Source organism: Micromonospora pattaloongensis, assembly GCF_900107255.1.
Taxonomy (GTDB): Bacteria; Actinomycetota; Actinomycetes; order Mycobacteriales; family Micromonosporaceae; genus Micromonospora_I; species Micromonospora_I pattaloongensis.
This window is the reverse complement of the sequence record NZ_FNPH01000001.1, coordinates 230,263-256,114: the sequence shown is the minus strand read 5'-3', so window position 1 is coordinate 256,114 and position 25,852 is coordinate 230,263. Positions and strand designations below refer to the sequence as shown.

General features: G+C 72.6%; 26 protein-coding genes and 1 tRNA gene. 15 read left to right on the top strand and 12 right to left on the bottom strand.

Annotated elements, in window-relative coordinates:
- Positions 1-6 precede the first annotated feature (6 nt).
- Positions 7-174 (bottom strand): DUF5679 domain-containing protein, encoded by a 168-nt coding sequence (locus tag BLW47_RS25000; RefSeq protein WP_175543463.1) that lies wholly within the window; start codon positions 172-174, stop codon positions 7-9.
- Between the two features lie 468 nt (positions 175-642).
- On the opposite strand from BLW47_RS25000, the gene BLW47_RS01275 reads away from it, so the two are divergent.
- Together BLW47_RS01275 and BLW47_RS01270 are read left to right on the top strand one after the other, a co-directional pair.
- Entirely contained in the window at positions 643-1,173 is a 531-nt protein-coding gene (locus tag BLW47_RS01275) for a M48 metallopeptidase family protein (RefSeq protein ID WP_091550330.1), read from the top strand.
- Between the two features lie 69 nt (positions 1,174-1,242).
- On the top strand, positions 1,243-1,872 hold the full coding sequence (locus BLW47_RS01270) for a hypothetical protein (RefSeq protein ID WP_091550328.1): 630 nt from the start codon (positions 1,243-1,245) through the stop codon (positions 1,870-1,872).
- A gap of 85 nt (positions 1,873-1,957) precedes the next feature.
- Here the strand turns inward: BLW47_RS01270 and BLW47_RS01265 are convergent, their stop codons facing one another.
- Positions 1,958-3,217: a zinc-dependent metalloprotease gene (locus BLW47_RS01265; protein ID WP_091550325.1), complete on the bottom strand. Its 1,260-nt coding sequence runs from the start codon at positions 3,215-3,217 to the stop codon at positions 1,958-1,960.
- 112 nt (positions 3,218-3,329) lie between these two features.
- Here BLW47_RS01265 and BLW47_RS01260 point away from each other — a divergent pair, with 112 nt between their 5' ends.
- The 3 genes from BLW47_RS01260 (at position 3,330) to BLW47_RS01250 (ending at position 7,748) form a co-directional block, all read left to right on the top strand.
- On the top strand, positions 3,330-4,355 hold the full coding sequence (locus BLW47_RS01260; protein WP_091550322.1) for a YlbL family protein: 1,026 nt from the start codon (positions 3,330-3,332) through the stop codon (positions 4,353-4,355).
- Between the two features lie 102 nt (positions 4,356-4,457).
- The gene (locus BLW47_RS01255; protein WP_175543462.1) at positions 4,458-7,409 is read left to right on the top strand and encodes a UPF0182 family membrane protein; all 2,952 of its coding nucleotides are present in this window, start codon (positions 4,458-4,460) and stop codon (positions 7,407-7,409) included.
- A gap of 265 nt (positions 7,410-7,674) precedes the next feature.
- Positions 7,675-7,748 (top strand) — tRNA-Met (locus BLW47_RS01250).
- Between the two features lie 121 nt (positions 7,749-7,869).
- On the opposite strand, the gene BLW47_RS01245 is transcribed toward BLW47_RS01250, so the two are convergent.
- Entirely contained in the window at positions 7,870-8,313 is a 444-nt protein-coding gene (locus BLW47_RS01245) for a hypothetical protein (RefSeq protein WP_091550317.1), read from the bottom strand.
- A gap of 131 nt (positions 8,314-8,444) precedes the next feature.
- Here BLW47_RS01245 and BLW47_RS01240 point away from each other — a divergent pair, with 131 nt between their 5' ends.
- Positions 8,445-8,696: a hypothetical protein gene (locus BLW47_RS01240; RefSeq protein WP_091550314.1), complete on the top strand. Its 252-nt coding sequence runs from the start codon at positions 8,445-8,447 to the stop codon at positions 8,694-8,696.
- A 21-nt stretch (positions 8,697-8,717) separates the two neighbouring features.
- Here BLW47_RS01240 and BLW47_RS01235 read toward each other — a convergent pair whose 3' ends face one another.
- On the bottom strand, positions 8,718-10,037 hold the full coding sequence (locus tag BLW47_RS01235; protein WP_091550311.1) for an ABC transporter substrate-binding protein: 1,320 nt from the start codon (positions 10,035-10,037) through the stop codon (positions 8,718-8,720).
- 156 nt (positions 10,038-10,193) lie between these two features.
- Between BLW47_RS01235 and BLW47_RS01230 the strand changes: the two genes are divergently transcribed.
- Entirely contained in the window at positions 10,194-11,024 is an 831-nt protein-coding gene (locus BLW47_RS01230) for a phosphoribosylaminoimidazolesuccinocarboxamide synthase (RefSeq protein ID WP_091550308.1), read from the top strand.
- 33 nt (positions 11,025-11,057) lie between these two features.
- On the top strand, positions 11,058-12,032 hold the full coding sequence (locus BLW47_RS01225) for an acetylxylan esterase (RefSeq protein ID WP_091550305.1): 975 nt from the start codon (positions 11,058-11,060) through the stop codon (positions 12,030-12,032).
- Between the two features lie 74 nt (positions 12,033-12,106).
- On the opposite strand, the gene BLW47_RS01220 is transcribed toward BLW47_RS01225, so the two are convergent.
- Positions 12,107-13,345, bottom strand: a complete 1,239-nt coding sequence (locus BLW47_RS01220) for a glycoside hydrolase family 16 protein (protein WP_091550303.1) — start codon at positions 13,343-13,345, stop codon at positions 12,107-12,109.
- Positions 13,346-13,481: 136 nt separating this feature from the next.
- Between BLW47_RS01220 and BLW47_RS01215 the strand changes: the two genes are divergently transcribed.
- Positions 13,482-14,420, top strand: coding sequence for a ribose-phosphate diphosphokinase (locus tag BLW47_RS01215; RefSeq protein ID WP_091550301.1), 939 nt, complete (start codon positions 13,482-13,484; stop codon positions 14,418-14,420).
- 89 nt (positions 14,421-14,509) lie between these two features.
- On the opposite strand, the gene BLW47_RS01210 is transcribed toward BLW47_RS01215, so the two are convergent.
- The 3 genes from BLW47_RS01210 to BLW47_RS01200 all read right to left on the bottom strand — a co-directional run bounded on the left by BLW47_RS01210 (position 14,510) and on the right by BLW47_RS01200 (position 16,615).
- Positions 14,510-15,085 (bottom strand): DUF5709 domain-containing protein, encoded by a 576-nt coding sequence (locus BLW47_RS01210; protein ID WP_091550300.1) that lies wholly within the window; start codon positions 15,083-15,085, stop codon positions 14,510-14,512.
- A 47-nt stretch (positions 15,086-15,132) separates the two neighbouring features.
- Positions 15,133-15,801 carry a hypothetical protein gene (locus BLW47_RS01205; protein WP_091550297.1) on the bottom strand — a complete coding sequence of 223 codons (669 nt, stop codon included), beginning with the start codon at positions 15,799-15,801 and terminating at the stop codon, positions 15,133-15,135.
- Between the two features lie 79 nt (positions 15,802-15,880).
- Positions 15,881-16,615: an ATP-binding protein gene (locus BLW47_RS01200; protein WP_091550295.1), complete on the bottom strand. Its 735-nt coding sequence runs from the start codon at positions 16,613-16,615 to the stop codon at positions 15,881-15,883.
- A 393-nt stretch (positions 16,616-17,008) separates the two neighbouring features.
- On the opposite strand from BLW47_RS01200, the gene BLW47_RS01195 reads away from it, so the two are divergent.
- Positions 17,009-18,205 carry a glycosyltransferase gene (locus BLW47_RS01195; protein ID WP_091550292.1) on the top strand — a complete coding sequence of 399 codons (1,197 nt, stop codon included), beginning with the start codon at positions 17,009-17,011 and terminating at the stop codon, positions 18,203-18,205.
- A gap of 10 nt (positions 18,206-18,215) precedes the next feature.
- Here BLW47_RS01195 and BLW47_RS01190 read toward each other — a convergent pair whose 3' ends face one another.
- The 4 genes from BLW47_RS01190 to aroA all read right to left on the bottom strand — a co-directional run bounded on the left by BLW47_RS01190 (position 18,216) and on the right by aroA (position 22,366).
- A complete protein-coding gene (locus BLW47_RS01190; RefSeq protein ID WP_175543509.1) occupies positions 18,216-19,076 on the bottom strand; it encodes a hypothetical protein in 861 nt (286 codons plus the stop codon).
- 91 nt (positions 19,077-19,167) lie between these two features.
- Entirely contained in the window at positions 19,168-19,959 is a 792-nt protein-coding gene (gene hisN, locus BLW47_RS01185; RefSeq protein ID WP_091550286.1) for a histidinol-phosphatase, read from the bottom strand.
- A gap of 51 nt (positions 19,960-20,010) precedes the next feature.
- A complete protein-coding gene (gene rsgA, locus BLW47_RS01180; protein WP_245736260.1) occupies positions 20,011-20,943 on the bottom strand; it encodes a ribosome small subunit-dependent GTPase A in 933 nt (310 codons plus the stop codon).
- A gap of 124 nt (positions 20,944-21,067) precedes the next feature.
- Positions 21,068-22,366: a 3-phosphoshikimate 1-carboxyvinyltransferase gene (aroA, locus tag BLW47_RS01175; RefSeq protein ID WP_091550281.1), complete on the bottom strand. Its 1,299-nt coding sequence runs from the start codon at positions 22,364-22,366 to the stop codon at positions 21,068-21,070.
- 87 nt (positions 22,367-22,453) lie between these two features.
- Here aroA and BLW47_RS01170 point away from each other — a divergent pair, with 87 nt between their 5' ends.
- The 5 genes from BLW47_RS01170 to rsrA all read left to right on the top strand — a co-directional run bounded on the left by BLW47_RS01170 (position 22,454) and on the right by rsrA (position 25,850).
- A complete protein-coding gene (locus tag BLW47_RS01170) occupies positions 22,454-23,179 on the top strand; it encodes an SOS response-associated peptidase (protein WP_091550279.1) in 726 nt (241 codons plus the stop codon).
- Between the two features lie 187 nt (positions 23,180-23,366).
- Complete coding sequence (locus BLW47_RS01165) at positions 23,367-23,759, top strand: WhiB family transcriptional regulator (protein ID WP_091550277.1); 393 nt, start codon at positions 23,367-23,369, stop codon at positions 23,757-23,759.
- A 123-nt stretch (positions 23,760-23,882) separates the two neighbouring features.
- The gene (locus BLW47_RS01160; RefSeq protein WP_091550274.1) at positions 23,883-24,494 is read left to right on the top strand and encodes an alpha/beta hydrolase family protein; all 612 of its coding nucleotides are present in this window, start codon (positions 23,883-23,885) and stop codon (positions 24,492-24,494) included.
- A 241-nt stretch (positions 24,495-24,735) separates the two neighbouring features.
- A complete protein-coding gene (locus tag BLW47_RS01155) occupies positions 24,736-25,551 on the top strand; it encodes a sigma-70 family RNA polymerase sigma factor (RefSeq protein ID WP_091550272.1) in 816 nt (271 codons plus the stop codon).
- A 2-nt stretch (positions 25,552-25,553) separates the two neighbouring features.
- Complete coding sequence (rsrA, locus tag BLW47_RS01150) at positions 25,554-25,850, top strand: mycothiol system anti-sigma-R factor (protein WP_091550269.1); 297 nt, start codon at positions 25,554-25,556, stop codon at positions 25,848-25,850.
- The last annotated feature ends 2 nt before the right edge of the window (positions 25,851-25,852 follow it).

Genomic DNA, 25,852 nt, shown 5'->3' with positions numbered 1-25,852 from the left:
GGCGGATCAGGCCTTCGCCTTGCCCAGGATCCGGTTGACGGTCGTGCCGCAGACCGGGCACTTGCCCTTGGCCATGTTCATGCCCGTCTTCGACACCTCGACGTTGCCCTCGAAGTCCCGCTTCTCCTTGCACTTCACGCAGTACCCGTTGTAGGTCTGGGCCTGTTCGGCCACGATGCCCCTCCTCGTCTCCTTGTCGGGCGGTTTCTCACCCGACGTCACCGGGCGGCGGAAGCCCTGGTAGGCGCCCTCGCCGGAGCTCGTCCGCGGTCAGTGGTTGACCGCCGGTTGGCGGACCCTACCCAGCTGTGGGCGGCTCCATGTCAGCAATGCGTCGACACTGTGAGGAAGTCGACGACGAGAGTGTGCATGTCGTAATGGGTCGGATTAGTCAGATTCGCAAGGACACGCCGGGTGAAGCAGTGCACACTTCCCGTTCGGGGGGCTGCCGTAACGCGCCGAGGCATGGTCGCTTACCGTGGGGACCGCGGAGTCCGTCCGCGACGCGGAGAAATTTTCCGGACGACACGCCGCCAACCAGCACTTTTCTGGCATCCCTCGGCGCGTCAACTCTTGCCTTCCCCTGGTCGGTACGGATTAGCGTGCCATCGTGAACCAAAGCCCACGGCGCGCGGGCCGGTAATGGCGGGCGCGCGGAAGCCCGTCGTCGAGGTACGGCGCAGTCAGCGCCGGCGAAGGACGGTGTCCGCGTACCGGGACGGCGAGCGGGTGGTCGTCCTCATCCCGGACCAGTTCTCGCGCGCCGAGGAGACGGAGTGGGTGGACCGGATGCTCGCCCGGCTCGCCGCGCGCGAGGAGCGCGTCTGCCGGTCGGATGCCGAGCTGCTCGGCCGGGCCCGCCGGCTGATCGACCGCTACCTGAGTGAGCACGCGGCGCTGGCGATGCCGGCGAGCGTGCGCTGGGTGACCAATCAGAACGGGCGGTGGGGCTCCTGCACCCCGGCCGACCGGAGCATCCGGATCTCCCACCGCATCCAGGAGATGCCGGACTGGGTGGTCGACTACGTCCTCCTGCACGAGCTGGCGCACCTCGTCGTGCCCAGCCACAACGCGCGGTTCTGGGAGCTGGTGGGGCGCTACCCGAAGACCGAACGGGCGCGCGGCTACCTGGAGGGCGTCGCCGCCAGCACCGGTCTCGTCCTCACCGACTGAGCGAAAGTCCTTGATCGACTGCGTGGGTGGTCGGGGGCGCGGAGCGACGCGGGCCGTTAGGGTTTGCGGGTGGCTCGACGTGTCGTGGTGGTGCTGCTCGGTCCGGTCGCGTGGGCGCCGCCCGGCACCGATCCGGCGACCTGGCAGGCCGCGCTCGCCGAAGACGTGGTGGACCTGGTCGCCACGTTGAACCACGTGGCGCCGGCGATCGCGGCGACCGCCGCCGACCGGTCGCTCGCCGACGCCGTGGCGTGGCCGGGAATGCCGGTCTACGAACTGCCGCCCCCCACGGCCGGCGCCGCCGGCCGTGTCGTCCCCACCGTGGGCGCCGCCTTCGCCGCGGCGGCCGCGGACGGGTACGACCAGGCCGCCGTCGTCGCCGCCGACGCGCCGGACGTGCCGGGGCTGATCCTCGGCAAGCTGCTCCGGCCGCTGACCAGCCGCCCCGTGGCGGTGGCTCCGGCCGAGCCGGACGCCGCCCGCGGGCTGCTCGGCGTGGCCGCGCGCCTGCCCGCCGCCGAGTGGCTGCCCGACCTGGACCTGGACGCGGATGCCGCGCTGATCCGGGCGGCCGCGCCGCGCCCGGGCGACGTCGCGGTGACGCCGGGGTGGCGGCGGCTGCGCGGACCCGCCGACCTGGCGACGCTGGACCCACGCGTCGAGGGCTGGGACACCACCCGAGCCCTGCTCGGCGGCTGACCCGAACGCCCGAGATCACAACGATCGTGGGCTTGTGGCGAGACAGAACAGACGAAAGCCCGCCACAAGCCCACGATCGTGCGGATCACGGGGTGGGATTGGTCGGCTTCTCCGGGGCGTCTGGGCCGTCGCCGAAGTCGATGTCGCCGAGGTCGAAGTCGAGCTGCGCGCGCGCGAACGCGGCCGGGTCGGCGAAGTCGTCCTCGGAGGGGAGTAGATCCGGGTGCCCCCAGAGCGCGTCGCGCCCGGCGATGCCCCGGTGCTCGGTCAGCGCCGCCCAGAGGGCCGCCGCCTCCCGCAGCCGCCGCGGTCGCAGCTCCAGTCCGACCAGCGCCGCGAACGTCTGCTCGGCCGGGCCGCCGGCCGCCCGGCGCCGCCGGAACGCCTCGGCCAGCCGCGCCACGTTCGGCAGCCGCTCGCCCGCGGCGCTGTCCACCACGTGGCAGACCCAGCCCTCGACCAGCGCCAGCGCGATCTCCAGCCGGGCCAGCGACGCCTTCTGCGCCGGGGTGTCCTCCGGCGTGAAGATCCCTTCAAGCGCCATCGCCTGCATCGACTCCGGGTTCATCGGATCGAAGCGGCCCATGGCCTCCTCGATCGCCTCCCGGTTGACGGTGATGCCGGAGGCGTATATCTCCACCGCCGACAGCACGTGGCCGCGCAGCCAGGGCACGTGCTGGAAGAGCCGCTGGTGTGCCGCCTCGCGGAGCGCGACGTAGAGCCGTACCTCGTCCTCGGGCAGCTCCAGGCCGCGGCCGTACGCGGTGATGTTGGCCGGGATGAGCGCGGCCGTGCCGGGCGGTGCGAGCGGCAGGCCGATCTCGCCGGCCGACAGGACCTCGGCGGCGAGCGACCCGAGCGCCTGGCCGAGCTGCCCGCCGAAGAGCGCGCCGCCGAGCGTGGCGACCATCGACTGCATCGGGCCGAGCTGTGCCCGCGCCTCCGGCGGCACCAGGTCCGTCATCGCTCCGACCATCCGGCCCGCCACGGGGTCGCAGAGCTTCTTCCAGACGTCGAGCGTCTTGTAGATCCACTCGTTGCGGTTCCACGCGGCGGCGCTCTGGATGCCGGAGGGGAGCGCCGAGGCGGGCTCCAGCCACAGGTCGGCGAGGCGCAGCGCCTCCTCCACGGCGTTGCGCTCGTACGGCGTCACCGCCGGGTCGCCGGCCGTGCCGAGCTGGCTTGCCGCGACCTGACGGGCCAGGTCCCAGTTGACCGGGCCGCTGGCCGGGCCCGCCGCGAACATCTGCTGCAGCTGCGCCATGAACTGCTGCAGCTGCTGCGGGTCGTTGGGGTCGGGCGGCTGACCGCCCGGGAGCGCGAAGCCGAAGGGAATATCAGGCACGACATCCACGGTACGCGGGCCGGACACATCGGCACGTGCGCGCCTTTCAGCCCAGGGCGAAGTCCGGGTCGGCAATCCAGGGGTCGAGGAGGCGATCGGTACGCTCTGCCGCATGAGACGTCGCGGTGTCACTGTCCTCCTCGGCGCGATGATCACCACGCTGTTGGCCTACGGCGTGTTCGCCGCGCCCGTGCCGTACGTGGTGCTCGGCCCCGGGCCGACGGTCGACACGCTCGGCAAGGAGAACGGCAAGGAGGTCATCCAGATCTCCGGCACGTCCACCTCCACCTCGGCGGGTCAGCTCCGGCTCACCACCGTCGGGGTGCAACCCGACGTGCGGCTCCGCGACGTGATCATCGGCTGGTTCAGCGACGACGAGGCCGTGGTGCCGCGCGAGCTGATCTATCCGCCGGACCAGACGGAGAAGCAGGTCGAGCAGCGCAACGCGGAGGACTTCGCGGCGTCGCAGACCAGCGCGGAGACGGCCGCGCTGCGGGCGCTCGGCTACCCGGTCCAGGTCGTGGTCCGGAAGGTGGCGCCGGGCGGTCCGTCGGAGGGGGTGCTGCGCCCCGACGACGTGGTCACGTCGGTGGACGGGCAGCCGGTCGGCGCGCCGCAGAACCTCACCGACCTGGTCCGGTCGAAGCCGGCGGGGACCGCGCTGACGATCGGCTTCGTCCGCGGCGGCCGCACCGGGACCGCGAAGATCACCACGAAGGCGGAGAACGGGCAGCCGCCCCGGATCGGCGTCGAGGTGGAGGCGAAGCAACCGCACCCGTTCGACCTGAAGATCGAGCTGGGCGACATCGGTGGTCCGAGCGCCGGGCTGATGTTCGCGCTCGGGATCATCGACAAGGTGAAGCCGGAGGACCTGACGGGCGGCAAGGTCATCGCGGGTACCGGGACGATCGACGAGGCCGGCAACGTCGGCGCGATCGGTGGCATCCCGCAGAAGCTGGTCGGCGCGAAGAAGGCGGGCGCGTCGGTGTTCCTGGTGCCGGCGGAGAACTGCGCCGAGGCGGTGCGGAACGCGGTGCCCGGGTTGCCGCTGCTCAAGGTGGGCACCCTCGACGACGCGCTCACCGCGCTGTCGACCCTGCGCGACGGCGGCCAGCCGACGCGCTGCGCGGCCGGCTGAACACGGCGAACTCACCTTGACAGGGAACGCGTAGACACACCCCGTACTCTGGGTGCCTGATCCGAGCAGATCACACTCAAGCGTGCGGAGCCAACGGTGGTCATGCGTAGCAGTCCCCTGCCGAGAATGAGTCGACGTGGCCGCGCCACGATCGGCGTGCTCATAGGAGTCTTCCTGCTCTTCACCCTGCTCGGGTGGGGCGTGCAGGCGTGGACGGACTGGCTGTGGTTCGACGAGGTCGACTACACCGAGGTCTTCACCAACGTCCTGACGACCCGGGCGCTGCTCTTCCTCGCGGTCGGGCTGGCGATGGGCGTCGTGGTCGGTGGGAACCTCTGGCTCGCCTACCGGCTCCGGCCGCTGCTGCGGCCGCACTCGCCGGAGCAGGTCACGCTGGAGCGCTACCGCATGGTGCTCACCCCGCGGATCGGCACCTGGATCGCCGTCCTCGCGGGCGTGGTCGGCCTCTTCGCCGGTCTGTCGGCGCAGGGCCGGTGGGGCCAGTGGCTGCTGTTCCGCAACGCGCAGTCGTTCGACGCCACCGATCCGGAGTTCGGCACCAACGTCGGCTTCTACGTCTTCGAATATCCGTTCTGGCGCTACCTGCTCGGCGTGGGCTTCACCGCCGTCGTGCTGTCGGTGCTCGGGGCGCTCGCCATGCACTACGTCTTCGGCGGCGTCCGGCTGCAGGGCGTCGGCGACCGGATGACCAACGCGGCGCGCGCCCACCTGACCACGCTGGTCGCGGTCTTCGTGATGCTCAAGGCCGTGGCGTACGTGCTGGACCGGCGGGGGATGCTGCTGCAGTACAACGACGGCGCCAAGCTCTACGGCGCCGGGTACGCCGACATCAACGCGCTGCTGCCGGCGAAGGAGATTCTCGCGTACATCTCGATCGTCGTGGCGATCGCGATCATCATCTTCTCCAACGCCTTCATGCGGAACCTGGTCTGGCCCGGTGTCTCCCTCGCGCTGCTCGGCATCTCCGCGGTGGCGATCGGCGGCATCTACCCGTGGGCGGTGCAGACCTTCGAGGTCAAGCCGAGCGCCCGCGACAAGGAAGCGCCGTACATCGAGCGCAGCATCAAGGCGACCCGCGACGCGTTCGGGCTCAGCGACGCGCAGGTGCGCCCGTACGGGGCGAACACACTGACGCCGCCGGGGAGCCTCGCCACCGACACCGCCGTGGTGCCGAACGTCCGGCTGCTCGACCCGCAGCTGGTCTCCGAGACGTTCACCCTGCAGCAGCAGGTCCGCAGCTTCTACAGCTTCGGCTCCAAGCTCGACGTCGACCGCTACACGGTCAACGGCAAGCAGCAGGACTACGTCGTCGGACTACGCGAGATCAACTATGCGGAGCTGACGGAGCAGCAGCGCAACTGGATCAACCGCCACACCGTCTACACGCACGGGTACGGGTTGGTCGCGGCGCCGGGCAACCAGGTGGTCTGCGGCGGGCAGCCGTACTTCGTCTCCGGCTTCCTCGGCGACCAGGCGCAGGAGAACTGCTCGTCCAAGATGGAGCAGATCCCGGTCACGCAGCCGCGCATCTACTACGGCGAGCAGATGGGCAGCGGCGACTACGCGATCGTCGGCGCGCCGGGCAAGGGCAACCCCGTCGAGTTCGACCGGCCGACCAGCGGCGAGGGCGAGGGCAACTACACCTACACCGGCCAGGGCGGGGTGCCGATCGGCTCGTTCGCCCGCAAGCTGCTCTACGCGGTCAAGGAGCAGGAGAGCAACTTCCTGCTCTCGGCGGCGGTGAACGAGAACTCGAAGCTCATGTACGTGCGTAACCCGCGCGACCGGGTGGAGAAGGTGGCGCCGTTCCTCACGCTGGACGGCGACCCGTACCCGACCGTGGTGAACGGCCGGATCCTCTGGGTCATCGACGGCTACACCACGGCCGCCACCTACCCGTACGCCGACCGGGTCAACCTGCAGGCCGAGACGGCCGACGAGCTCACCGGGCGGGGCACGTTCCAGCTCGCCCGCGAGAACGTCAACTACATCCGCAACTCGGTCAAGGCCACCGTCGACGCGTACGACGGCACCGTCACGCTCTACGAGTTCGACGAGACCGACCCGGTGCTGAAGGCGTGGAACAAGGCGTTCGGCGGCAAGCTGCTGACGCCGAAGTCGCAGATCCCGGCGGAGCTCGCCGAGCACTTCCGCTACCCGGCCGACCTGTTCAAGGTGCAGCGCAACCTGTTGGCGCGATTCCACGTCAGCAACCCGACCGAGTTCTTCTCGGGGCAGGACTTCTGGGCCGTCCCGAGCGTGCCGGACACGCCGGACAGCGGGGTGAAGCAGCCGCCGTACTACCTGCTGACCCAGTTCCCCGGCCAGGAGTCGCCGACGTTCCAGCTGACCTCCGCGGTGACGCCGGCCGGCCGGCAGAACCTGGCGGCGCTGATCTCCGGCGCGTACGTGGACGGCAAGCCGCGGCTGGAGGTGCTGGAGCTGCCGGATCAGACCGCCGTCTCCGGCCCGGTGCAGGTGCACCAGCGGATGACCAACACCAACGCGGCTATCCGCCAGCAGCTCAACCTGCTCTCCTCCAACCAGGCCCAGGTGCAGTACGGCAACCTGCTCTCGCTGCCGTTCGGCGACGGCATGCTCTACGTCGAGCCGGTGTACGTGAAGAGCAACCAGCAGAACGCGTACCCCGTACTGCAGAAGGTGCTGCTTTCCTACGGCGACGGCGGCTCCTATCTCGTGCTGGCCGACACCCTGCAGGAGGGGATCAAGCAGCTCGTGGAGCAGGGCAAGCGGGCCGGCGGGGCGCAACCGCCGCAGCAGCAGCCGGAGACGCCGCCGCAGAACAACCCGCCGGCGCTCACGGGCGAGCTGGCCGACGCGGCCGAGCGCGTGCAGACGGCGATCGCCGAGGTGAAGGCCGCGCAGACCTCGGGTGACTTCGAGCGGTACGGCCGGGCGCTGAAGGCGCTGGACGACGCGATGAGCGCCTTCCAGGCCGCCCAGCGGGGCGCCGGCGCCGCCCCGAACCCGTCGGCGAGCCCGTCCGCGCCCAACCCCTCCCCGAGCGGCTGACGCGGCCGCCCGGCGCGTCCGGGCCCGCACCGTGATCAAGGACCTGTTCCCGCGGTTGGATCTCCAACCGGTGAACAGGTCCTTGATCCGTTTTTGGGCCCGATTTCGGCAGCGACGCCGGTGCCGAGGGCGGGTGGGACCCGGGCCCGAAGGGGGAGGGTCCACGCGAGCGGGAGGCGGCGGCCCAGGTCAGAGGGGGTTTTCGCGCGCGGGTCGGGGTCGTTTTGCGGGCGGGCCCCCCGGTGCGCTAGTGTTAACGAGCCGACGCGGGGTGGAGCAGCTCGGTAGCTCGCTGGGCTCATAACCCAGAGGTCGCAGGTTCAAATCCTGTCCCCGCTACTCAGGGAAAAACGGCCCCTCAGAGATAATCTGAGGGGCCGTTTTCGTGTCCGTGCCGTTTCACGGACGCGCGCTGCCCGGGCAGCCCGCCACTACGCGAACCGTCCCGGCCCGTGACGCGCTACTTGCCGGACTTCTTCCAGTTCTTGGGCTGCCGCTTCATCATGCCGTTCATCAGCAGGCTCAGGCCGATCCCGAGCAGCCAGGAGTCCTTGGCGAGCCCGATGCCCTGCTCGGTCGGCCAGATGGTGCCGGGCTGGCGCATCCCGGGCAACCGCGCGTAGAGCCCGAGCAACGAGGCCGCGAACGCGGTGAGCTTCAGCCCGGCCAGCTTGCTGGGGATCACCGGCGTCAGCAGCGCCGCGCCGACGACCAGTTCGGCCGTGGAGACCAGCCGGACGAACTGCTTCGGGGGGATGTCCCCGAGGAACGGGTACGCCGTGACGGCCATCCCGTGGATCCCGGCGGCCTGCTCCTCGCTGACGTTCCGCTTCGTCAGCCCGGAGTGCAGGATGTACGCCCCGGAGAAGATCCGCTCCGGGAGATGTGACGCCTTCACGAACATCCGTCCGCCTCCTCGTCTCCGTGCACCGCGCCGACCCGTGAACGGTGCTCGCGTACCCCCGCGGCGGGGGTGGAAACGGAGCCGGGTGCGTTTGCCGAGCGGCGGTTGCGACCACCGCGCAGGATGGAGCCATGGGTTCTCGTGGAACGTGGTGGGCGCGGTTGGGTGGGCTGCTCGGCGGGGTCGCGCTGGCGGTTGTCGTGCCGGTCGCCGCCTGGGCCTCGTCCGGGCCGGGCCAACTTGTGCTGGAGGTCGCACGGCCGCGGCCCCGCCGCGGCGTCGGCGGCTTCTTCGCCGCGCTCTGCTGCCTCTTCGTGGTCGGCATCGTGGTGCTGCTGGTGTTGCTGGTGGTCCGCCGCCGCGGCCGCCCCCCGCGCCGCTGACACCGCCTCTGGCGGGTCGGGTCAGCCGGCGAGCGCGGCGTTGGCCTGGGCGATGAACTCGGCGGCGGCCTGCCTCGGGGTGGCGCGGCCGGCCTGCACGTTCTCGGCCGCGGTGATCAGCAGGGCGCGCACCCGGGGGTGGCCCCGGGGCGGCGGAACCGGTGCCGGCCCGAAGCGTTCGACCATCGCGGTCTCGAACGCGGCCGTCGCCTTCATCCTCTCGTCCGTCAGGCCGGCCTGGACCAGTTGCCGGATCTCCGTGTTGGAACTCAGGCCGCGTTCCGTGCCGAGGATCCGGCCGGCCTCCGGGTCGTTCACCAGGAAATTGATCACGTCGACGACGACGTCGGGGTGGCGGGTGCCGCGGAAGGCCGCCCAGTACATGGAGGCGCGCGCCCACTGGGCCTGGGGATCGCCGGGGTAGGAGACGACCCCCAGCTCGTCGGTGGTGTACTTCTGCAGTTCGGTGAGCTGGTTCGACCACATGAACGACGTCGCGGCCTTGCGGGTGGCGACCAGCTGACGGCTCACGTCGCCGTTGTTGGCGACCCGCAGCGTCGCGGCGTCGGGGGTGGCCCCCGCGGCGTGCGCCCGCCGCCACAGCTCGAACCACCGCGTCAGGTCGTCCTCCGTGAAGCCGATCTGCCGGCCGCGGTAGAGGTCCTTGTCCTGCGAGCGCAGCCACAACCAGAGCGCCTTGTAGTCCGCTGACGGGTCCATCGTGCCGGCGACCCGGCCGCGACTGCGGTCGGTGACCCGGCTGCCCCAGGCGATCAGCTCGTCGTACGTCATGCCGATCCGCGGCTCGGGCAGGCCGAGGTTTTTCAGCAGCGTCCTGTTGTAGACCATCGCCGGCGTGTTCGCGGCACCGGCGACCGCCATGGTCCGGCCGCCGACCTGGCCGTACTGGGCGAGGCTGCTCGGGAACTTGCTGAGGTCGATCCGGTTGTCCGCGACGTACGGCGTCAGGTCGAGGATGACCTTGCGGTCGGTGTACTCGCTCAGGTAGTTGTCGTCGATCTGGAACAGGTCCGGCGCGTTGCCACCGGCCGCCTGGGTGGCGAGCTTGTCGTAGTAGCCGGTGTTGCCCTGCCAGGTGACCTTGAACGTCACCTCGGGGTGGCGCGACGAGTAGAGCCTCAGCGCCTGCTCGGTCAGCTCGGCGCGCTTCTCGCCGCCCCACCAGAACACCGACAGCTGGACGCGCTTGTCGCCGGCGCCGGCGTCGTCGCCCCCGCCGCAGGCCGCGGCCGCGCCGACGAGCACGAGCGCGGCGGCGAGCGCCGGTGCGAGCAGGAGCCGGCGCCGGGTCGGCGAGACGGCGGTAGGCGGCACGGACATCTCCTGACGTACCCCCGGGTCGGCAACAGCGATCGCGACCATTTACACCAGCCGGCGCGGCGGGTGTCAACGGCCGACCGGCCGGGTTGTCGCGCGGGGTGGGCACCGTGGACGGCACGGCGAGGGGCCCGTGGGCTGCGTGATGTACTAGCGGCCGTGGAGCTGCTGCATTCGGGCAAGGTCAGGGACGTGTACGCGGACGGTGACGATCTGATCCTCGTCGCCTCCGACCGGCTGTCCGTCTACGACGTGGTGTTGCCGACGCCGATCCCCGACAAGGGCAAGCTGCTCACGCAGCTCTCCCTGTGGTGGTTCGAGCAGCTCGCGGACGTGCTGCCCAACCACGTCATCTCGGCCACCGACGTGCCGCCGCAGTTCGCCGGCCGGGCGATCCGCTGCCGCCGACTCGAGATGGTGCCGGTCGAGTGCATCGCCCGCGGCTACCTGACCGGGCTGGGGCTCAAGGAGTACAACCGGACCGGCGCGGTCAGCGGCCTCGCGATGCCCGCCGGGCTGGTCGAGGCGTCGAAGCTGCCGGCGCCGATCTTCACCCCGACGACGAAGGCGCCGCCGGGACAGCACGACGAGTTCATGACCTTCGACGAGGTGGTGGCGGTGGTCGGCGCGGAGACGGCCGAGGCGCTGCGCGACATCACCGTACGGGTCTACCAGCGCGGCGCGGAGATCGCGGCCGACCGCGGCATCATCGTCGCGGACACGAAGATCGAGCTGGGCTGGGCGCCCGACGGGTCGCTGATCCTGGCCGACGAGGTCCTCACCTCGGACTCGTCGCGCTTCTGGCCCGCCGACTCGTACGAGCCGGGGCGGGTGCAGTTCTCCTTCGACAAGCAGTACGTCCGGGACTGGGCCGTGAGCACGGGCTGGAACAAGCAGGCGCCGGCGCCGGAGGTGCCGCCGGAGGTGGTCGAGGCGACCCGGGCGCGCTACGTCGAGGTGTACGAGCGGATCACGGGCAAGACCTGGTAGGAACCGCGGGCCGCCGCTGATAGCGTTCCCGCCATGACGCTCTTCGATCTCTCCCTCGACGAGCTGTGGCGGCACCGGCCGCGGGTGACGCCCCCGGCCGACCTCGACGGCTTCTGGGCGGAGACGCTCGCCGAGGCGCGCGCCGCGGCCGCGCCCGCCGTGGCGGCCCGGGTGCGGACACCGTTGACCCAGGTCACGACGTACGACGTGAGCTTCACCGGCTACGCCGGACAGCAGATCAAGGCCTGGCTCAACCTGCCGGCCGGCGCCGTCGGGCCGCTGCCGGTCGTCGTCGAGTTCATCGGGTACGGCGGGGGCCGCGGCCGGCCGCACGAGTGGCTGCTCTGGGCGGCGGCCGGCTACGCCCACCTCGTCATGGACACCCGCGGTCAGGGCGCGTCGTGGCGCGGCGGTGACACCCCGGATCCCGGCCCGGACGGCACGGGCCCCTCCGTGCCGGGGTACCTGACCCGCGGCGTGCTGGATCCGCGGGGCTACTACTACCGCCGCCTGGTCACGGACGCGGTGCGGGCCGTCGAGATCGCGGGGGAGTTGCCGGGCGTGGACGCCGACCGGCTGGCGGTGGTCGGGTGCAGCCAGGGCGGCGGACTGGCGTTGGCGGCCGCGTCGCTGGCCTCGGTTCCGATCCGCGCGGTCGTCTCCCAGGTGCCGTTCCTGTGCCACATCCGGCGGGCGGTCACCATCACCGACGCGGACCCGTACGCCGAGCTGGTGCGCTTCTGCCGGATCCACCCGGACCGGGCGGCGGCCGCGCTGACGACCACGGACTACGTCGACATGGTGCACCTGACGCCGCGGGCGACCGCTCCGGCGCTGTTCAGCGCCGCGCTGATGGACGAGATCTGCCCGCCGTCGACGGTCTTCGCCGCCTACCACGCGTACGGCGGCCCGAAGGAGATGGAGGTCTACGAGTGGGACGGCCACGAGGGCGGCCGCGCCCACTTCGCCCACCGCAGCCTCGAATTCGTCGCCGCCCTCGTGCATTGATCAAGGGATCGGCGGCCCGGAATCCCGCTCCGGACGCTGCCGATCCCTTGATCACCTAGCGGTGGGGGGTGGGGTCAGCGGGACCATTTCTGGTTGGCGCCGCCGTTGCAGTCCCAGATCTGCAGGCGGGTGCCGTTGGCGGAACTGACGCCGGTGGCATCCAGGCACTTGTTGGACTGCGGGTTGACGATGTCGCCGGCGGCGGAGAAGGTCCATTTCTGCGCGCCGCTGCCGTTGCAGTCGTAGAGCTGCACCTGGGCGCCGTTGGCCGTCGAGCCGGCGGTGACGTCCATGCACTTGCCGAGCGCCCGCACCGAGCCATCGGAGGCCCAGTTCCAGTTCTGCGCGGCGCTGCCGTTGCAGTCCCAGAGCTGCACCGCGGTGCCGTTGGCCGTGTTCGCGCCGGCCACGTCGACGCACTTGCCGCCGTACCCGGTGATCCGGCCGGTGGTGCCGCCACCGCCACCGCCGCCGTCGTACGACGAGACGCGGACGTAGTCGAGCACCATCTGCTGCGGGAAGGTGGTGCTGCCGTCGGGGGAGCCGGGCCAGTTACCGCCGACCGCGACGTTGAGAATCATGAAGAACGGGTGGTCGAAGACCCAGCGGTTGCCGCGCAGGTCCGCCGGGGTCTTGCGGGAGTACTGGACGCCGTCGATCCACCAGGTGATCGAGTCCGGGGCCCAGTCGACGGCGTAGACGTGGAAGTCGTCGGCCAGGGCGCGGCCGCCGGGGAGCGTGTAGCTGGCGGTCACCGGGTTGCCGCCCGAGTAGCCGGGCCCGTGCAGGGTGCCGTGCACGGTGGACGGCTCGCGGCCGATGTTCTCCATGATGTCGATCTCGCCGCTGTTGGGCCAGCCGGCCGAGCCGATGTCGTTGCCGAGCATCCAGAAGGCCGGCCAGATGCCGTTGCCGCGCGGGATCTTGATCCGCGCCTCGAACCGGCCGTACGTCTGGGTGAAGGTGCCGGAGGTGAGCAGCCGGGCGGACGTGTACTGGCAGGAGCCGTACCAGCAGCTGTAGCCGGCGGGGTTCTCGCGGCGGGCCGTGATCACCAGGTTGCCGTTGCCGTCGTGGGCGGCGTTGCTGGTGCTGTTGGTGTAGTACTGCAGCTCGTTGTTGCCCCAGCCGCTGCCGCCGATGTCGCGGCGCCATTTGGCGGGGTCGGGCGGGGTGCCGGCGGCTCCGTTGAACTCGTCGGCCCAGGTGATGGCGGGGGCGGCGCTGGCCGGGGCGCTGGCGGGCGCGGTCAGCGCGGTCGCGAGACCGGCCGCGACGACGGCGAGCGCGACCAGGGTCCGGGGTCTGGACATGGGGACCACCTTGATGCGGAAATATGGGGGTTAAGAACCGATAACAAAGCTGTCATATTGATGGACGTGACGTCAAGAGAGCGCTCTCTTGCTTTTCTGCGCGTCGCCTCGCCCGCCCGTCGCCTACGATGCGACCGTGCCGGACATCGCGGTATTCAGCGGCAGCGCACATCCCGAGCTCGCTGCCGAGATCTGTGCCCACCTCGGCGTGCCGCTGCATCCGGTGCGGGTGTCCCGGTTCGCCAACGACTGCCTTGAGGTGCAGTTGCAGGCCAACTGCCGGGAACGCGACGTGTTCCTGATCCAGCCGCTCGTCCCGCCGGTTCAGGAGCACCTCGTCGAGTTGCTGCTGATGATCGACGCCGCGCGCGGCGCGTCGGCCGGCCGGATCACCGTGGTGCTGCCGCACTACGCGTACGCCCGGTCGGACAAGAAGGACGCACCCCGGATCTCGATCGGCGCGCGGCTCGTCGCCGACCTGCTCGTCTCGGCCGGCGCGCACCGCGTGCTCGCGATGACCCTGCACTCGCCGCAGGTGCACGGGTTCTTCAGCGTCCCCGTCGACCATCTGCACGCTCTGCGCGAGCTCGCCGCCCACTTCAAGGGGTACGACCTGCGCGAAGGCGTCGTCGTCTCGCCCGACCTCGGCAACGCGAAGGCCGCCGCCGCGTTCGCCCGGATGCTCGGCACGCCGGTCGCGGCCGGCGCGAAGCAGCGCTACAGCGACGACCGGGTGCAGATCAGCGCGGTCATCGGCGACGTGGTGGACCGGGACGTGATCGTGCTGGACGACGAGATCGCCAAGGGCAGCACGGTGCTGGAGTTGATCAACCACCTGCGCGAGCTGAAGGTGCGCTCGATCCGGGTCGCCTGCACCCATGGGCTCTTCTCCAGCGGCGCACTGGACCGGCTCGGCGCCCAGGAGGGGGTGCTGGAGATCGTCTGTACCAACACGGTGCCGATCCCGGCGGAGAAACGGGTGCCGAAGCTGGAGGTGCTCTCGGTGGCGCCCGCGCTCGCCGAGGCGATGCGCCGCATCCACAACGGCGAGTCCGTCAGCGCCCTCTTCGGCTGACCGGTGCCCGCCCCGCAGCGTTGATCATGAGGGGTGCCGCGCGGTGCGTCCAACCGCGCGTGGATCGTCGGGGTCTCGTGGCACCGCGGTCAGTGGGCCGGCGGGGGCTCGGTCTCATGCATCGCCAGCTCCTCGGCGGTCGGGCCGCCGCCCGCGGCCCCGAGGTCGCGTGCGATGGAGTCGCGCTCGTCATCCGTGCGGATCCCCTGATCCGGCTCGACCAACCGGCCGACCCCGCCCTCGCCGACGCCGCCGAGGCGGCCGTGGTCGTAGAGGCTGACCGGCGACTTCGGGTCGGAGGTGGGGCTCTCGCCCATCACGTCGGCGTCGAGCTGCGCCTGGCGGGCCGCCTCCTCGCTGTCGGCCTCGTTGCCGAGCGTGCCGTCCGTCGGGGCCGCCAGCGCCTCGTTGACCAGCGTGTCGCCCTGTTCGCGGGCGAGCTTGTAGTCGAGTGACTCGCCGTGCCGTTGCTCGTCGGCGGTGTTGCCGTACCGGTCGACCGCCTGCGGCTGCTCGGTGGGCAGGCTCTGCGGATCGATGCCGTCCGCCCAGCGCCCCGTCATGACGTCGTCGTTGGCCGACGAGTCGTCGTCCGCGGTGCGGGGGAGGCCTTCGGCCTCGGGGTCGGAAACGGGTCTTGGGAACTCGGAGTCGGGTCGGCGCATGACGCTCCCCTTACCCGGTACGCCGGGATTCACACGCCTGCGACGGGTCAGTGGCCGGGCCGGCGGCGCAGCGGCTGCGTGGGGTAGCCGGCCTCCCGGCCGGCGGGAATGACCGGCTCGTCGACCGGGCTGGCGGGCACCGCGGTGGTCTGACCCGGCGGCACCTCGTAGGACGTGGACGCGGTGGTCGCCGATCGTCCGGGCACCGCCCGGCCGGTGGACTCGGCTCCGGTTCGCCGCCGCCCGCCCAACCCGCCCAACCCGCCCGGTCCCGGCCGGCCGTCCGACGGGCCGGCCCGGCCGAGCCCCGCGGGACCCGGCGGTCGGCCGGTCCGGGTGGGCTGCCCGGCGCGCGGCCCGGCCGAGCCGAAGCGCCCGGGTTCGCCCGACCCGCGTCCGGGACCGGTGCGGGTCATCCGGCCGATGTCGCCGGAGGTCGGTGTGGCCGCGCCGAGCCGGCGCAGCAGCAGCCCGGCGGCGACGGCGAGCAGGCCGCCGGCCGCCGCGACCAGCACCCCCGGTGGCCATCGGCGGGAGGCCCGCGGGATCCGGCCGAGCGCGCCGCGCAGCGGAACCGCGGCCGCCCGGATGTGCCCGCCCAGCCTGCCGGCGAATTCGCGCGCCGGGCGCCAGGCCTCGGCGCCGGCCCCTCGGATGTCGGCCACGGCCCGCTCGGCGCGGTCGCGCCCGGTGCCGTCCCCGTCGTGCTCGTACACGTGGCCCCCTCCGCTCGTCAACGCGTACCGGTGGCTACCCGCGCCCGGGCCGTCCACGCATTCCGGCCGCGTCCGGCGGTCAGCGCGCCGCCTCGTCCTCGGGGTGGATCACCGCCCAGACGACCTTCCCGTCGCGCAGCGGTGTGCTGCCCCAGCGGCGGGCCACCGTGTCGATCAGGAGCAGACCGCGCCCCCCGCAGGTCCGCGGCGAGACCAAACCGGCGTACGTGGGCTGTTCGGGGGAGAAGTCGCGGACCGCCAGGTGAAGGGCCCCGTCGCGCAGCGCCAGCCGCACCGCCATCGGGGTGCGCGCGTGCTCGACGACGTTGTTGACCATCTCGGTGATCGCGATACAGCCCGGTCCGGCCAGGTCCGGCAGGCTCCACCGCGTACACCCCTCGGTCACCAGCTCGCGCGCCCGCCGCGCCGAGCCCGGTACGGGGGTGAGGTCGACGCTCAGCGGACCGGCCGCGCCGGGGTCGGCGAGCCGGGCCAGCGCCGCCTGCGGGGTCGGGGTCACGGCGATGTCGGTCTGCGCCCAGACGGTGTCGGCGTCGCGGGGCGCGCAGAGCAGCAGTTCGCCGACGGGCCAGTGCGCGGTCTCCCGGGCGACCGCAGCGAAGATCGACAGGGCGGCGGCCTCCTGCACCATCAGCTGGGAGACGTCGACGACGACCGCGCCGGCCCGGTCGGCCAGGCAGGTGAGCAGCGCCGAGCGGACCGCCTCGGCGGCGGGCAGGTCCAACACCCCGATGAGCCGCACCAGGGCGTACCGGTCGTCGTTCTCAACGAGGCAGCGCACGTCGGTGGGCATGTCGCCTCCAAGCTGCCCGTGCGCGGCCGCAGGGGCGGCCGTCGCGGTGTCGGGTGAGGTCGGGGAAGCGTCGTGGCGTCGCCCGGGGTCCGGGTCGTGTCGACGTCTGCCGCACTGTCATCCCCCAGGCGCTGCCGGCCGCTGATTCGTGGATGCTGCCGTTGCGTGCCATGTCGTGCCCGTACCCCGTCCGGCCCGGGTCATGCCGCTTCGGTCCCGGTTACCGCCCCGGTGCCCGCCGCCGCCTCGCCAACCCGGCCGGAATCGCGGGCGGAGCGGGATGGGGTTGCCGGTTTCGGCCCGTCAGCCGGAACGAAAGGGGCATCCTCTGTGCTTGGCCCATCTCGGGCTTATCACCCTGATCTGACCTCGACCTCGACGGAGGTGAGCCCTATGCGCGTCGGCCTGGTCTACGCCCATGCCGGCCCGCCCGGTCGTCGGCATCGCCCGGGCATCGGCACCCACCACGTGGCGCGGATCGCGGCGGAGCTCTCCCGGCTCGGCCATGACGTCCGCGTCTACGAGCGGCACGACGACCCCGACCTGCCGGCGACGACCGAGGCCGGCGGATACCGGGTGGTGCGGGTCCCGGTCGGGCCGTCGGGTCGGACCGCGACGCGGGGACTCATCCCGCACGTCCCCGCCTTCAGCCGGTGGCTGGCCGAGCGGTGGTTGCGGGAGTGGCGACCCGACGTGGTGCACAGCCACTTCTGGATCGGCGGGCTGGCCGCGGCCAGCGCCGCCGGGCGCACCACGATCCCGGTGGTGCAGACCTTCCACTCGCTCGGCGTCGAGCAGCTGCGCCACCTCGGCCCGGGCTACTCGGGGCCGGGGGAGCGGATCCCACTGGAACGCGCGCTGAGCCGCGCGGTCGACGTGGCGGTGGCGCAGTCCAGCGAGGAGGTCGACGACCTGACGCGGATGGGACTGGACCGGACCGCGGTGGCGGTCGTGCCGGCGGGCGTCGACACCGAGCGGTTCACGCCCGACGGCGAGTCGGCGCCGCGCGAGCCGCGGCGGCGGCGGATCCTCTCCGTCGGTGGCCTGGCCCCCGGCCACGGCCAGGAGGACCTGATCCGGGCGATGCGGCTGGTCGGGGACGCGGAGCTGGTGATCGCGGGTGGGCCCCCCCGCACCGAGCTGGACGGGCACGCCGAGGCGCGCCGGCTGCGTGAGCTGGCCCGGCAGGTCGGGGTCGGCGAGCAGGTCCGGCTCGTCGGTGCGCAGCCGCACGAGCAGATGGCGAGCTGGTACCGCTCCGCCGACGTGGTCGCCTGCACACCGCGCTACGTGTCCGCCGGGATGGTGCCGCTGGAGGCGATGGCCTGCGGGGTGCCGGTGGTCGGCTACTCGCGCGGCGGGGTGGCGGACACCGTGGTGGACACGGTCACCGGCCGGCTCGTCCCCGCCGGCGACGTGCGCGGGCTGGGAATGACGCTGCGCCGGCTGCTCGCCGACGAGGCGGAGCGGTTCGCGTACGGGCACGCGGCGGTCGACCGGGTCCGCTGCCGCTACACCTGGGACCGCACCGCCACCGCCCTGGAACGGATCTACGAGCGGGTACGCCGGCGGGGTGCCCGGCGGGACTGAGCCGCGCCGGTCAGTGGCGCTCGGTGGCGGTGACGGCCGGACGGCCGGGGGTGCGCTCGCGGCCCACCGCGTGGTGATGCTGTGGTTCGGCGTACCGGGTCAGCCCGATCACCGCGGCCAGTGTGATCAGGAAGCCCGCGCCGGCCAGCCACTCCCGGCCGGGCCAGATCTTGTCGTTCAGCAGCAGCAGGCCCACGATCGCGGCCGGCACCGCGCCGGCGGCGTCCATCGCCGCCACCGCGGCCGTCGTCGACCCGCGCTGCATCGCCAGACCGAGCAGCAGCTGCCCGACCACGGAGTGGACGATCAGCAGGTAGAGCAGCGGATCCCGGACGAACTCGCCGGCCGACTGCGCCGATGCCAGCGGCCGGGCCGCCACGGCGGCCGCGGAGAACGCCATGCCCGCGAGCGAGCCCAATGCGACCGAGCCGGGCGCGCCGTGCAGCCGTACCGCGAAGAAGCCCAGCGCGGCGATCACGGCCAACGCGCCGACCAGCACGGCCAGCCCGGCCGGACCGAGCGGCCGGGACGGCGCCGGTTGCGCGGAGAGCACCAGCCCGGTGATGCCGGCGAAGAGCAGCACCAGCAGCGCCAGCTCGGCCCGCGGGAGCCGCCACTTGAGCAACAGCACCCCGAAGACCGCCGTGACGCCGAGCCCGGCCGCCACGCTCGCCTGCACCAGAAAGAGCGGCAGGTCACGCCGCGCCAGGAAGGCGAGGACGAAACCGAGCACCTGGAAGCCGAGCCCCACCAGATAGGTGCGGTGTCCGGCGAGCCGCAGCAGCAGTCCCGGATCGAAGGTGTGATGCACGGTCGTGCGGGCCGCGGCGACGGATTGCAGCAGGTTGGCGATGCCGTAGGCGACGATCATCGCCGCCAGGAAGAACCAACCCGTGGACGTCACTCGGCGAGGATAGAGCGTCGCGGTGGCGGTCGCTCGCGCGCCCGACCGGCGCGTCCCGCTACCCGAGCCGGTCCAGCAGATCCGCGTGCAGCCGGCCGTTCGTGGCGACCGCGCTGCCACCGGCCGGGCCCGGCCGGCCGGACACGTCGGTGAAGGTGCCGCCCGCCTCGGTCACGATCGGGATCAGCGCGGCGAGATCCCACAGCGACAGCTCCGGCTCGACCATCGCGTCGACCGCGCCCTCGGCGACCAGCATGTAGCCGTAGAAGTCGCCGTAGGCGCGGCTGCGCCAGCTGTGCCGGATGATGTCCAGCATCCCGTCGAGCCGCCCCGTCTCCTCCCAGCCGTGCAGCGACGAGTAGCAGAAGCTCGCGTCGGCGAGCCGGCGTACGCCCGAGACCCGGATCGGCGTCGCCGCGGCGGTGTGCCGGCCCGCGTACGCCCCGTGGCCCGCCGCCGCCCACCACCGACGCCCGAGCGCGGGCGCGGAGACCAGACCGACCACGGGCTGGTCGCCCTCCATCAGCGCGATCAGGGTGGCCCAGATCGGCACGCCGCGGATGAAGTTCTTCGTCCCGTCGATCGGGTCGATCACCCACTGCCGGGTGCCCGGACCGGCCGCCGCCGCCGAGGCCCCGTACTCCTCGCCGAGAACCCCGTCGCGCGGCCGGGTCCGCGCCAGCGTCGCCCGCAGCGCCTTCTCCACCGCGGTGTCGGCGTCGGAGACCGGGGTCAGGTCCGGCTTCGACTCCACATGCAGGTCGAGCGCGCGGAACCGTGCCATGGAGATCGAGTCGGCGGTGTCCGCGAGCATGTGCGCGAGCGAGAGATCATCGGCGTACCGGGCCATGGCGGGAAACGTAGCCGATCGCGACCGGCGGCCGGCGGGCGCATCCGGTGATCAGCCCGGTTCGTCGCCCGCCCGGGAGGCCAGCAGCCGCCGGTACGACGCCAGCCGCCGCTCGTCGGCGTTCCCGGCGGCCACCCAGGCGTCCAGCCCGCACTCGGGCTCCGCCGTGGTGTGCTCGCAGTTCGGCGGGCAGACCAGGGTGCCCTCGACCAGGTCGGGGAAGCCGTGCAGCAGGCTGGCGGCGGAGACGTGGGCGAGCCCGAAGCTGCGCACGCCGGGTGTGTCCACGATCCAACCCGGATCCTCGCGGGCCCCCTCGATCTCCGGCAGCCGCAGCACGACCGCGCTGGTCGAGGTGTGCCGGCCCCGGCCGACGGCGCTCACCTCGCCGACCGCGCGCAGCGCCGCCGGGACCAGCCGGTTCACCAGCGTCGACTTGCCCACGCCGGAGTGCCCCACCAGCACGGAGACCCGTCCGGCGAGCTTCGCGCGCAGCTCGGTCAGGTCGCTGTCCGGCCGGCACAGCACGTGCGGCAGGTCCAGCTCGCGGTAGTAGTCCAGCACCTCGTCCGGCCCCGCGAGGTCGGCCTTGGTGAGACAGAGCAGCGGCTCGATGTCGGCGTCGTACGCGGCGACGAGGCAGCGGTCGATGAAGCCGGTCCGCGGCGGGGGATCGGCGAGCGCGCTGACGATCACCAACTGCTCCGCGTTGGCCACGACCACCCGTTCGAGCCGCCCCTCGGCGGTGGTCTCGTCGTCGTCGGCGGTGCGCCGCAGCACGGAGCCGCGCTCGGCGATGCGCACGATCCGGGCCAGCGCCCCCGGCGCGCCGGAGACGTCACCGACGAGCGAGACCCGGTCGCCGACCACCACCGACTTGCGGCCCAGCTCGCGGGCGCGCATCGCGACGACCGTGGGCAGCGGGGCCTGCGTGGACGTGGCGTCGAGCACGCAGGTGTAACGGCCGCGGTCCACCGCGATCACGAACCCCTCTACCGCGTCCTCGTGCCGCGGACGGGTGCGGGTGCGCGGACGCGATCCCCGGCCCGGGCGGACGCGGACGTCCTCCTCGTCGTACTCGCGTCGCTTCCCGTGCAGGACCGCTCCCTCAGCTCGTGCCGTTCACCATCGCTGACCATAGCGCCGGAAACTCGGGGAGCGTCTTGGAGGTGCATGCCACGTCGGTGAGCGCAACGCCGGGCACGGCGAGGCCGATCACCGCGGCGGCGTGCGCCATCCGGTGGTCGTCGTAGGTCTCGAAGACCGTGCCGCGCAGCGGCCGCGGCCGGATCTCCAGGCCGTCGTGACTCTCGATCACCTCCGCGCCGAGCGCCGACAACTCGCGCGCCAACGCCGCCAGTCGGTCGGTCTCGTGGCCGCGGATGTGGGCCACCCCAGTGAGCCGGGACGGCGAATCGGCCAGCGCCGCGAGCGCGGCCAGCGCGGGGGTCAGCTCGCTGACGTCGGAGAGATCGGCGTCGAGGCCGTGCACGGCGCCGGTGCCGCGCACGGTGAGCCCGTCGGTGGTGAACGTGACCTCGCCGCCCATCTGCTGCAGCAGCGCACGCAGCCGCTCGACGGGCTGCACGCTGCGGTGCGGCCAGCCGGCCAGGGTCACCTGGCCGCCGGTGACCAGCGCGGCGGCGAAGAACGGCACCGCGCCGGAGAGGTCGGGCTCGATCTCCCAGGCCCGGCCGGAGAGCCGGCCCGGCTCCACCCGCCACACGTCCGGCGTGGTGTCGTCGACGGCGCCGCCCGCGGCCCGCAGCATCTGCACGGTCATTCGCACGTGCGGCGCGGAGGGAACCGGCGGTCCCACGTGCCGGACCACGACGCCGCGCTCGAACTCGGGGGCGGCGAGCAGCAGCCCGGAGACGAGCTGGCTGGAGGCGGAGGCGTCGATCACGACCTCGCCGCCGGCGACCTTGCCGATGCCGTGCACGGTCAGCGGCAGGCCCCCGCTGGGCGAGTCGATGCGCACGCCGAGCGCGCGCAGCGCGTCGAGCAGCGGGCCGAGCGGCCGCTTCCGGGCGTACGGGTCGCCGTCGAACGAGACCGGGCCGTCGGCGAGACCGGCGACCGGTGGGACGAAGCGCATCACGGTCCCGGCGAGCCCGACGTCGATGTCGGCCGGGCCGGCCAGCGGCCGGGGCCGGACGACCCACCGCTCCGGGTCGACCGTCGACACCTGCGGACCCATGCTGCGCAGCGCGGCCGCCATGAGCTCGGTGTCGCGGGCACGCAACGGCCGCAGCAGCGTCGACGGCCCGGCGGCGAGCGCGCTGAGCACCAGGGCGCGCGCGCTCATCGACTTCGAACCGGGCAGCTGGACGGTCCATCGGACCGGATCGGTGGCGGTCGGCGCCGTCCACGGCAGGGGCGCGCGGGTCACGGTCAGGTTGGCCACCCGTACAGTCTGCCCGCCCGCCGACCCGCGCCGTCCCGCCCGTCCGCACCTCCCGCTTGGCGGGATGGTGGAGATAGCGTGGAACGGATGTGTGGCCGGTATGCGACGACGCGGAGCTCGGGTGAGCTGTCCGCGCTGTTCGAGTCGCTGGACGAGACGGGGGCGCCGCTGCGCCCCGACTACAACGTGGCGCCGACCGACCCGGTGCCGATCGTCCGGATGTCGCAGCGCGCGGGCGGCCGGGTTCTCTCCGTGGCGCGGTGGGGGTTCGTGCCGCCGTGGGCGGACGACCCGCGCGTCGGGGGCCGCATGATCAACGCGCGGGCCGAGACGGTGGCGACGAGCCGCGCGTACGGTCCGTCGTTCGCCCGCCGGCGCTGCCTCGTCCCCGCCGACGGCTGGTACGAGTGGGTGCGCGGGCCCGGCGGCGGGCGCAGGGGCGCGCAGCCGTACTTCATGACCCCGCGGGACGGCGGCGTGTTGGCGTTCGCCGGGCTCTGGTCGACCTGGGGTGGTGGCGCCCAGCCGTTGCTGACCTGCACCGTGCTGACCACCGACGCCGTGGGTGAGCTGGCCCGGGTGCACGACCGGATGCCGGTGCTGCTGCCGCGCGAGCGGTGGGGCGACTGGCTGGCCGGCCGCGGTGACGCGGCGGCCGAGCTGCTGGCGGGACCGCCGGCGCGGCTGCTCGCGGGACTCGACCTGCGGCCGGTGGGACCGGCCGTCGGCGACGTGCGCAACAACGGGCCGCAGCTGGTGGCCGCGGTGCAGAGCGGGACGCCGGAGGAGCCGGCCGAATTGACGCTCTTCTGACTCTGTCAGCCGTGCGGGTTTGGTCAGAGTTGGCCCGAATCGTCTCGTCGTCTTTCGGGCAGAATCGATGAAGGCCCTTGTCTCGATCGGTGCGAATGCGATAGAACACAGCGCCGGCAGTGGGAATCGGTCGCACCGGGCGAACGGCATCCATCGATCTTGTCGGTCCCACGGGGGAGGTGGGTAGATGACACGGGCGCGAATGCCACGCCCGCATGAGGTAGCCGCGGCACGTCGCGATCCGAGACTGCTCCGGGCGCTCACCGAACGGCGCCTCGACGAAGCCTGGCGGATCCGGGGCGCATGCCAGAGCGTCGATCCGGAGACGTTCTTCCCGGCGCCGAGCGAGCCGGCCGACGCCGCGGTGGCGCTGTGCCGCACCTGCGATGTCCAGGGCTCCTGCCTGGCATGGGCGCTCGACGTCGGCGATTGTCACGGCGTGTGGGGTGGCACGACGCCGCGGGAACGCCGGGCCATGCTCGTGGCCTGGCGCAGCCAGGTGGAGCGGGACCCCGATGCGGTCGACGACGGCGGCCCCCCGGTGCGCGACCGGCTCCTGACGTTGGTGCCGCTGAGCTGATCGGCCGGCCCGCTGGGGCGGGCTGAGCTGATCGGCCGGCCCGCTGGCGCGGCCTGAGCTGATCGGCCGGCCCGCTGGCGCGGGCTGAGCACCGTGCCTGTCCGGTTCCCGCAGAATGGCGGGATGCCCGAGCAGTACGAGATCGAGACGCCGCGTGGCCCGGCCCGCGTGGATCTGGACGCCCCCGATGAGCCGCCGGCGAGCCTGCTCGTGCTCGGACATGGCGCGGGCGGTGGCGTGGACGCCCCGGACCTGGTGGCGCTGCGGGACGCGGCGTCGCCGGCCGGGGTCGTGGTCGCGCGGGTGACGCAGCCGTACCGGGTGGCGGGCCGGCGCGCGCCGGCGCCGGCGGGGCAGTTGGACGAGGCGTGGACCGCGGTCGTCGCCGGGCTGCGGGAACGCTGGCCGACGCCGCCGCTGGTCGTCGGCGGGCGCTCCAGCGGCGCGCGCGTCGCCTGCCGTACCGCGGCGGCGCTCGGCGCCGACGGCGTGGTGGCGCTGGCCTTTCCGCTGCATCCGCCGGGCCGACCCGAGCGGTCCCGGGCCGGCGAGCTTCCCGTCGGGGTGCCGACGCTGGTCGTCAACGGCGACCGCGACCCGTTCGGCGTCCCGGACGCCGCGCCCGGCGTGCGGGTGGAGGTGCGGCCGGGGGAGCGGCATGATCTTTCCCGTCACCCGTCCGGGCTCGCCCAACTGGTGCTCGAATGGCTCCGTGTGAACGAATGGGCACGCTAAGTGGTCAAACGGCGTTTCCTCCCGCCACTGCCCTCGTTGCAACCCGTGGACGAGAAGCGCGAGCCAGCTCTCGGCCGTTGAACGGACCCCCGGTCCGTGATCGCCCTCCCAGGCCCTTCCGGTCCCGGCGGTGGTGTACGCCACCGTCGGGACCGACACGGCCGGCCTGTGTGCCGGAATGCCCCGCTGGTCCGACGGTGTTGCAACCCGCGGAAGCTACCTATGGCGAGGGGGTTGACCGGTGCCAACCGAGACACGGTGCCGGGAGCAGGACGGCGCCCGCGAGGCGCGGGTCCGGGAGCTCCTGGCGGCGCCCGAGTGGCCGGCCGCGCAGCCGCCGGCCGCCCGCGTGGACGCGGGCGCAGCGACGAGATCCGAATCAACCTCACCCGGTTTCCGCGTATCCTCGGCGGGAAAGTCGAGGGGGGACGAGCCGTTGACGCAAGCGGAGAGTACTGAGGAGCGGCGTGCGCGGTTCGAGCGCGACGCGATGCCCTTCATCGATCAGCTGTTCGCGGCCGGGATGCGGATGACGCGCAACCCGGCGGACGCGGAGGACCTGGTCCAGGAGACGTATCTCAAGGCGTATTCCGCGTTCCACCAGTTCGAACAGGGCACGAACCTCAAGGCGTGGCTCTACCGCATCCTCACCAACACCTACATCAACTCCTACCGACGCCGGCAGCGTCAGCCGGTGCAGGCGCCGACGGAGGAAATCACGGACTGGCAGCTGGCCGAGGCCGAGTCGCACACGTCGACGGGCCTGCGTTCGGCTGAGACCGAGGCGTTGGACCGGCTGCCGGACAGCGACGTGAAGGAGGCGCTGCAGCAGCTTCCGGAGGAGTTCCGGCTCGCCGTCTACCTCGCCGACGTCGAGGGCTTCGCCTACAAGGAAATCGCCGAGATCATGGGTACGCCCATCGGCACCGTCATGTCCCGGCTGCACCGTGGCCGGCGGAACCTGCGCGGCATGCTGGAGCGTTACGCGTCGGAACGAGGCTTCAACCGGGTCCCGTCCACGAGCGACGCCGCCGCCCGTGCCACGAAGGAGGCGTGAGCGTGAGTTGCGGTAATCCCCACGAGACGGACTGTCGCGATGTCCTCGCCGAGGTCTACCTCTACCTCGATCTCGAGTGCGCGGAGGGGCGCCGGGAGGTGATCAAGCATCACCTCGAGGAGTGCCGTCCGTGCTTCCAGGAGTACGGCATCGAGCAGGAGGTGAAGGCGCTGGTCGCCCGGTGCTGTGGCGGCGAGCGCGCGCCCGAGGAGCTGCGGGAGCGGCTGCGGGTGAAGATCAGGGATCTGGTCCTGGAGACCGATCCCCGGGAGTTCCAGACCGACCGGACCGCGGACTGATC

Bases quoted from the DNA above. Each gene is read 5' to 3' on its own strand.
- BLW47_RS01275 (WP_091550330.1), top strand. From the start codon at position 643: ATGGCGGGCGCGCGGAAGCCCGTCGTCGAGGTACGGCGCAGTCAGCGC.
- BLW47_RS01260 (WP_091550322.1), top strand. From the start codon at position 3,330: ATGAGACGTCGCGGTGTCACTGTCCTCCTCGGCGCGATGATCACCACG.
- BLW47_RS01255 (WP_175543462.1), top strand. From the start codon at position 4,458: ATGCGTAGCAGTCCCCTGCCGAGAATGAGTCGACGTGGCCGCGCCACG.
- BLW47_RS01245 (WP_091550317.1), bottom strand. From the start codon at position 8,313: ATGTTCGTGAAGGCGTCACATCTCCCGGAGCGGATCTTCTCCGGGGCG.
- BLW47_RS01240 (WP_091550314.1), top strand. From the start codon at position 8,445: ATGGGTTCTCGTGGAACGTGGTGGGCGCGGTTGGGTGGGCTGCTCGGC.
- BLW47_RS01235 (WP_091550311.1), bottom strand. From the start codon at position 10,037: ATGTCCGTGCCGCCTACCGCCGTCTCGCCGACCCGGCGCCGGCTCCTG.
- BLW47_RS01225 (WP_091550305.1), top strand. From the start codon at position 11,058: ATGACGCTCTTCGATCTCTCCCTCGACGAGCTGTGGCGGCACCGGCCG.
- BLW47_RS01220 (WP_091550303.1), bottom strand. From the start codon at position 13,345: ATGTCCAGACCCCGGACCCTGGTCGCGCTCGCCGTCGTCGCGGCCGGT.
- BLW47_RS01210 (WP_091550300.1), bottom strand. From the start codon at position 15,085: ATGCGCCGACCCGACTCCGAGTTCCCAAGACCCGTTTCCGACCCCGAG.
- BLW47_RS01200 (WP_091550295.1), bottom strand. From the start codon at position 16,615: ATGCCCACCGACGTGCGCTGCCTCGTTGAGAACGACGACCGGTACGCC.
- BLW47_RS01195 (WP_091550292.1), top strand. From the start codon at position 17,009: ATGCGCGTCGGCCTGGTCTACGCCCATGCCGGCCCGCCCGGTCGTCGG.
- BLW47_RS01190 (WP_175543509.1), bottom strand. From the start codon at position 19,076: ATGATCGTCGCCTACGGCATCGCCAACCTGCTGCAATCCGTCGCCGCG.
- hisN (WP_091550286.1), bottom strand. From the start codon at position 19,959: ATGGCCCGGTACGCCGATGATCTCTCGCTCGCGCACATGCTCGCGGAC.
- BLW47_RS01170 (WP_091550279.1), top strand. From the start codon at position 22,454: ATGTGTGGCCGGTATGCGACGACGCGGAGCTCGGGTGAGCTGTCCGCG.
- BLW47_RS01165 (WP_091550277.1), top strand. From the start codon at position 23,367: ATGACACGGGCGCGAATGCCACGCCCGCATGAGGTAGCCGCGGCACGT.
- BLW47_RS01160 (WP_091550274.1), top strand. From the start codon at position 23,883: ATGCCCGAGCAGTACGAGATCGAGACGCCGCGTGGCCCGGCCCGCGTG.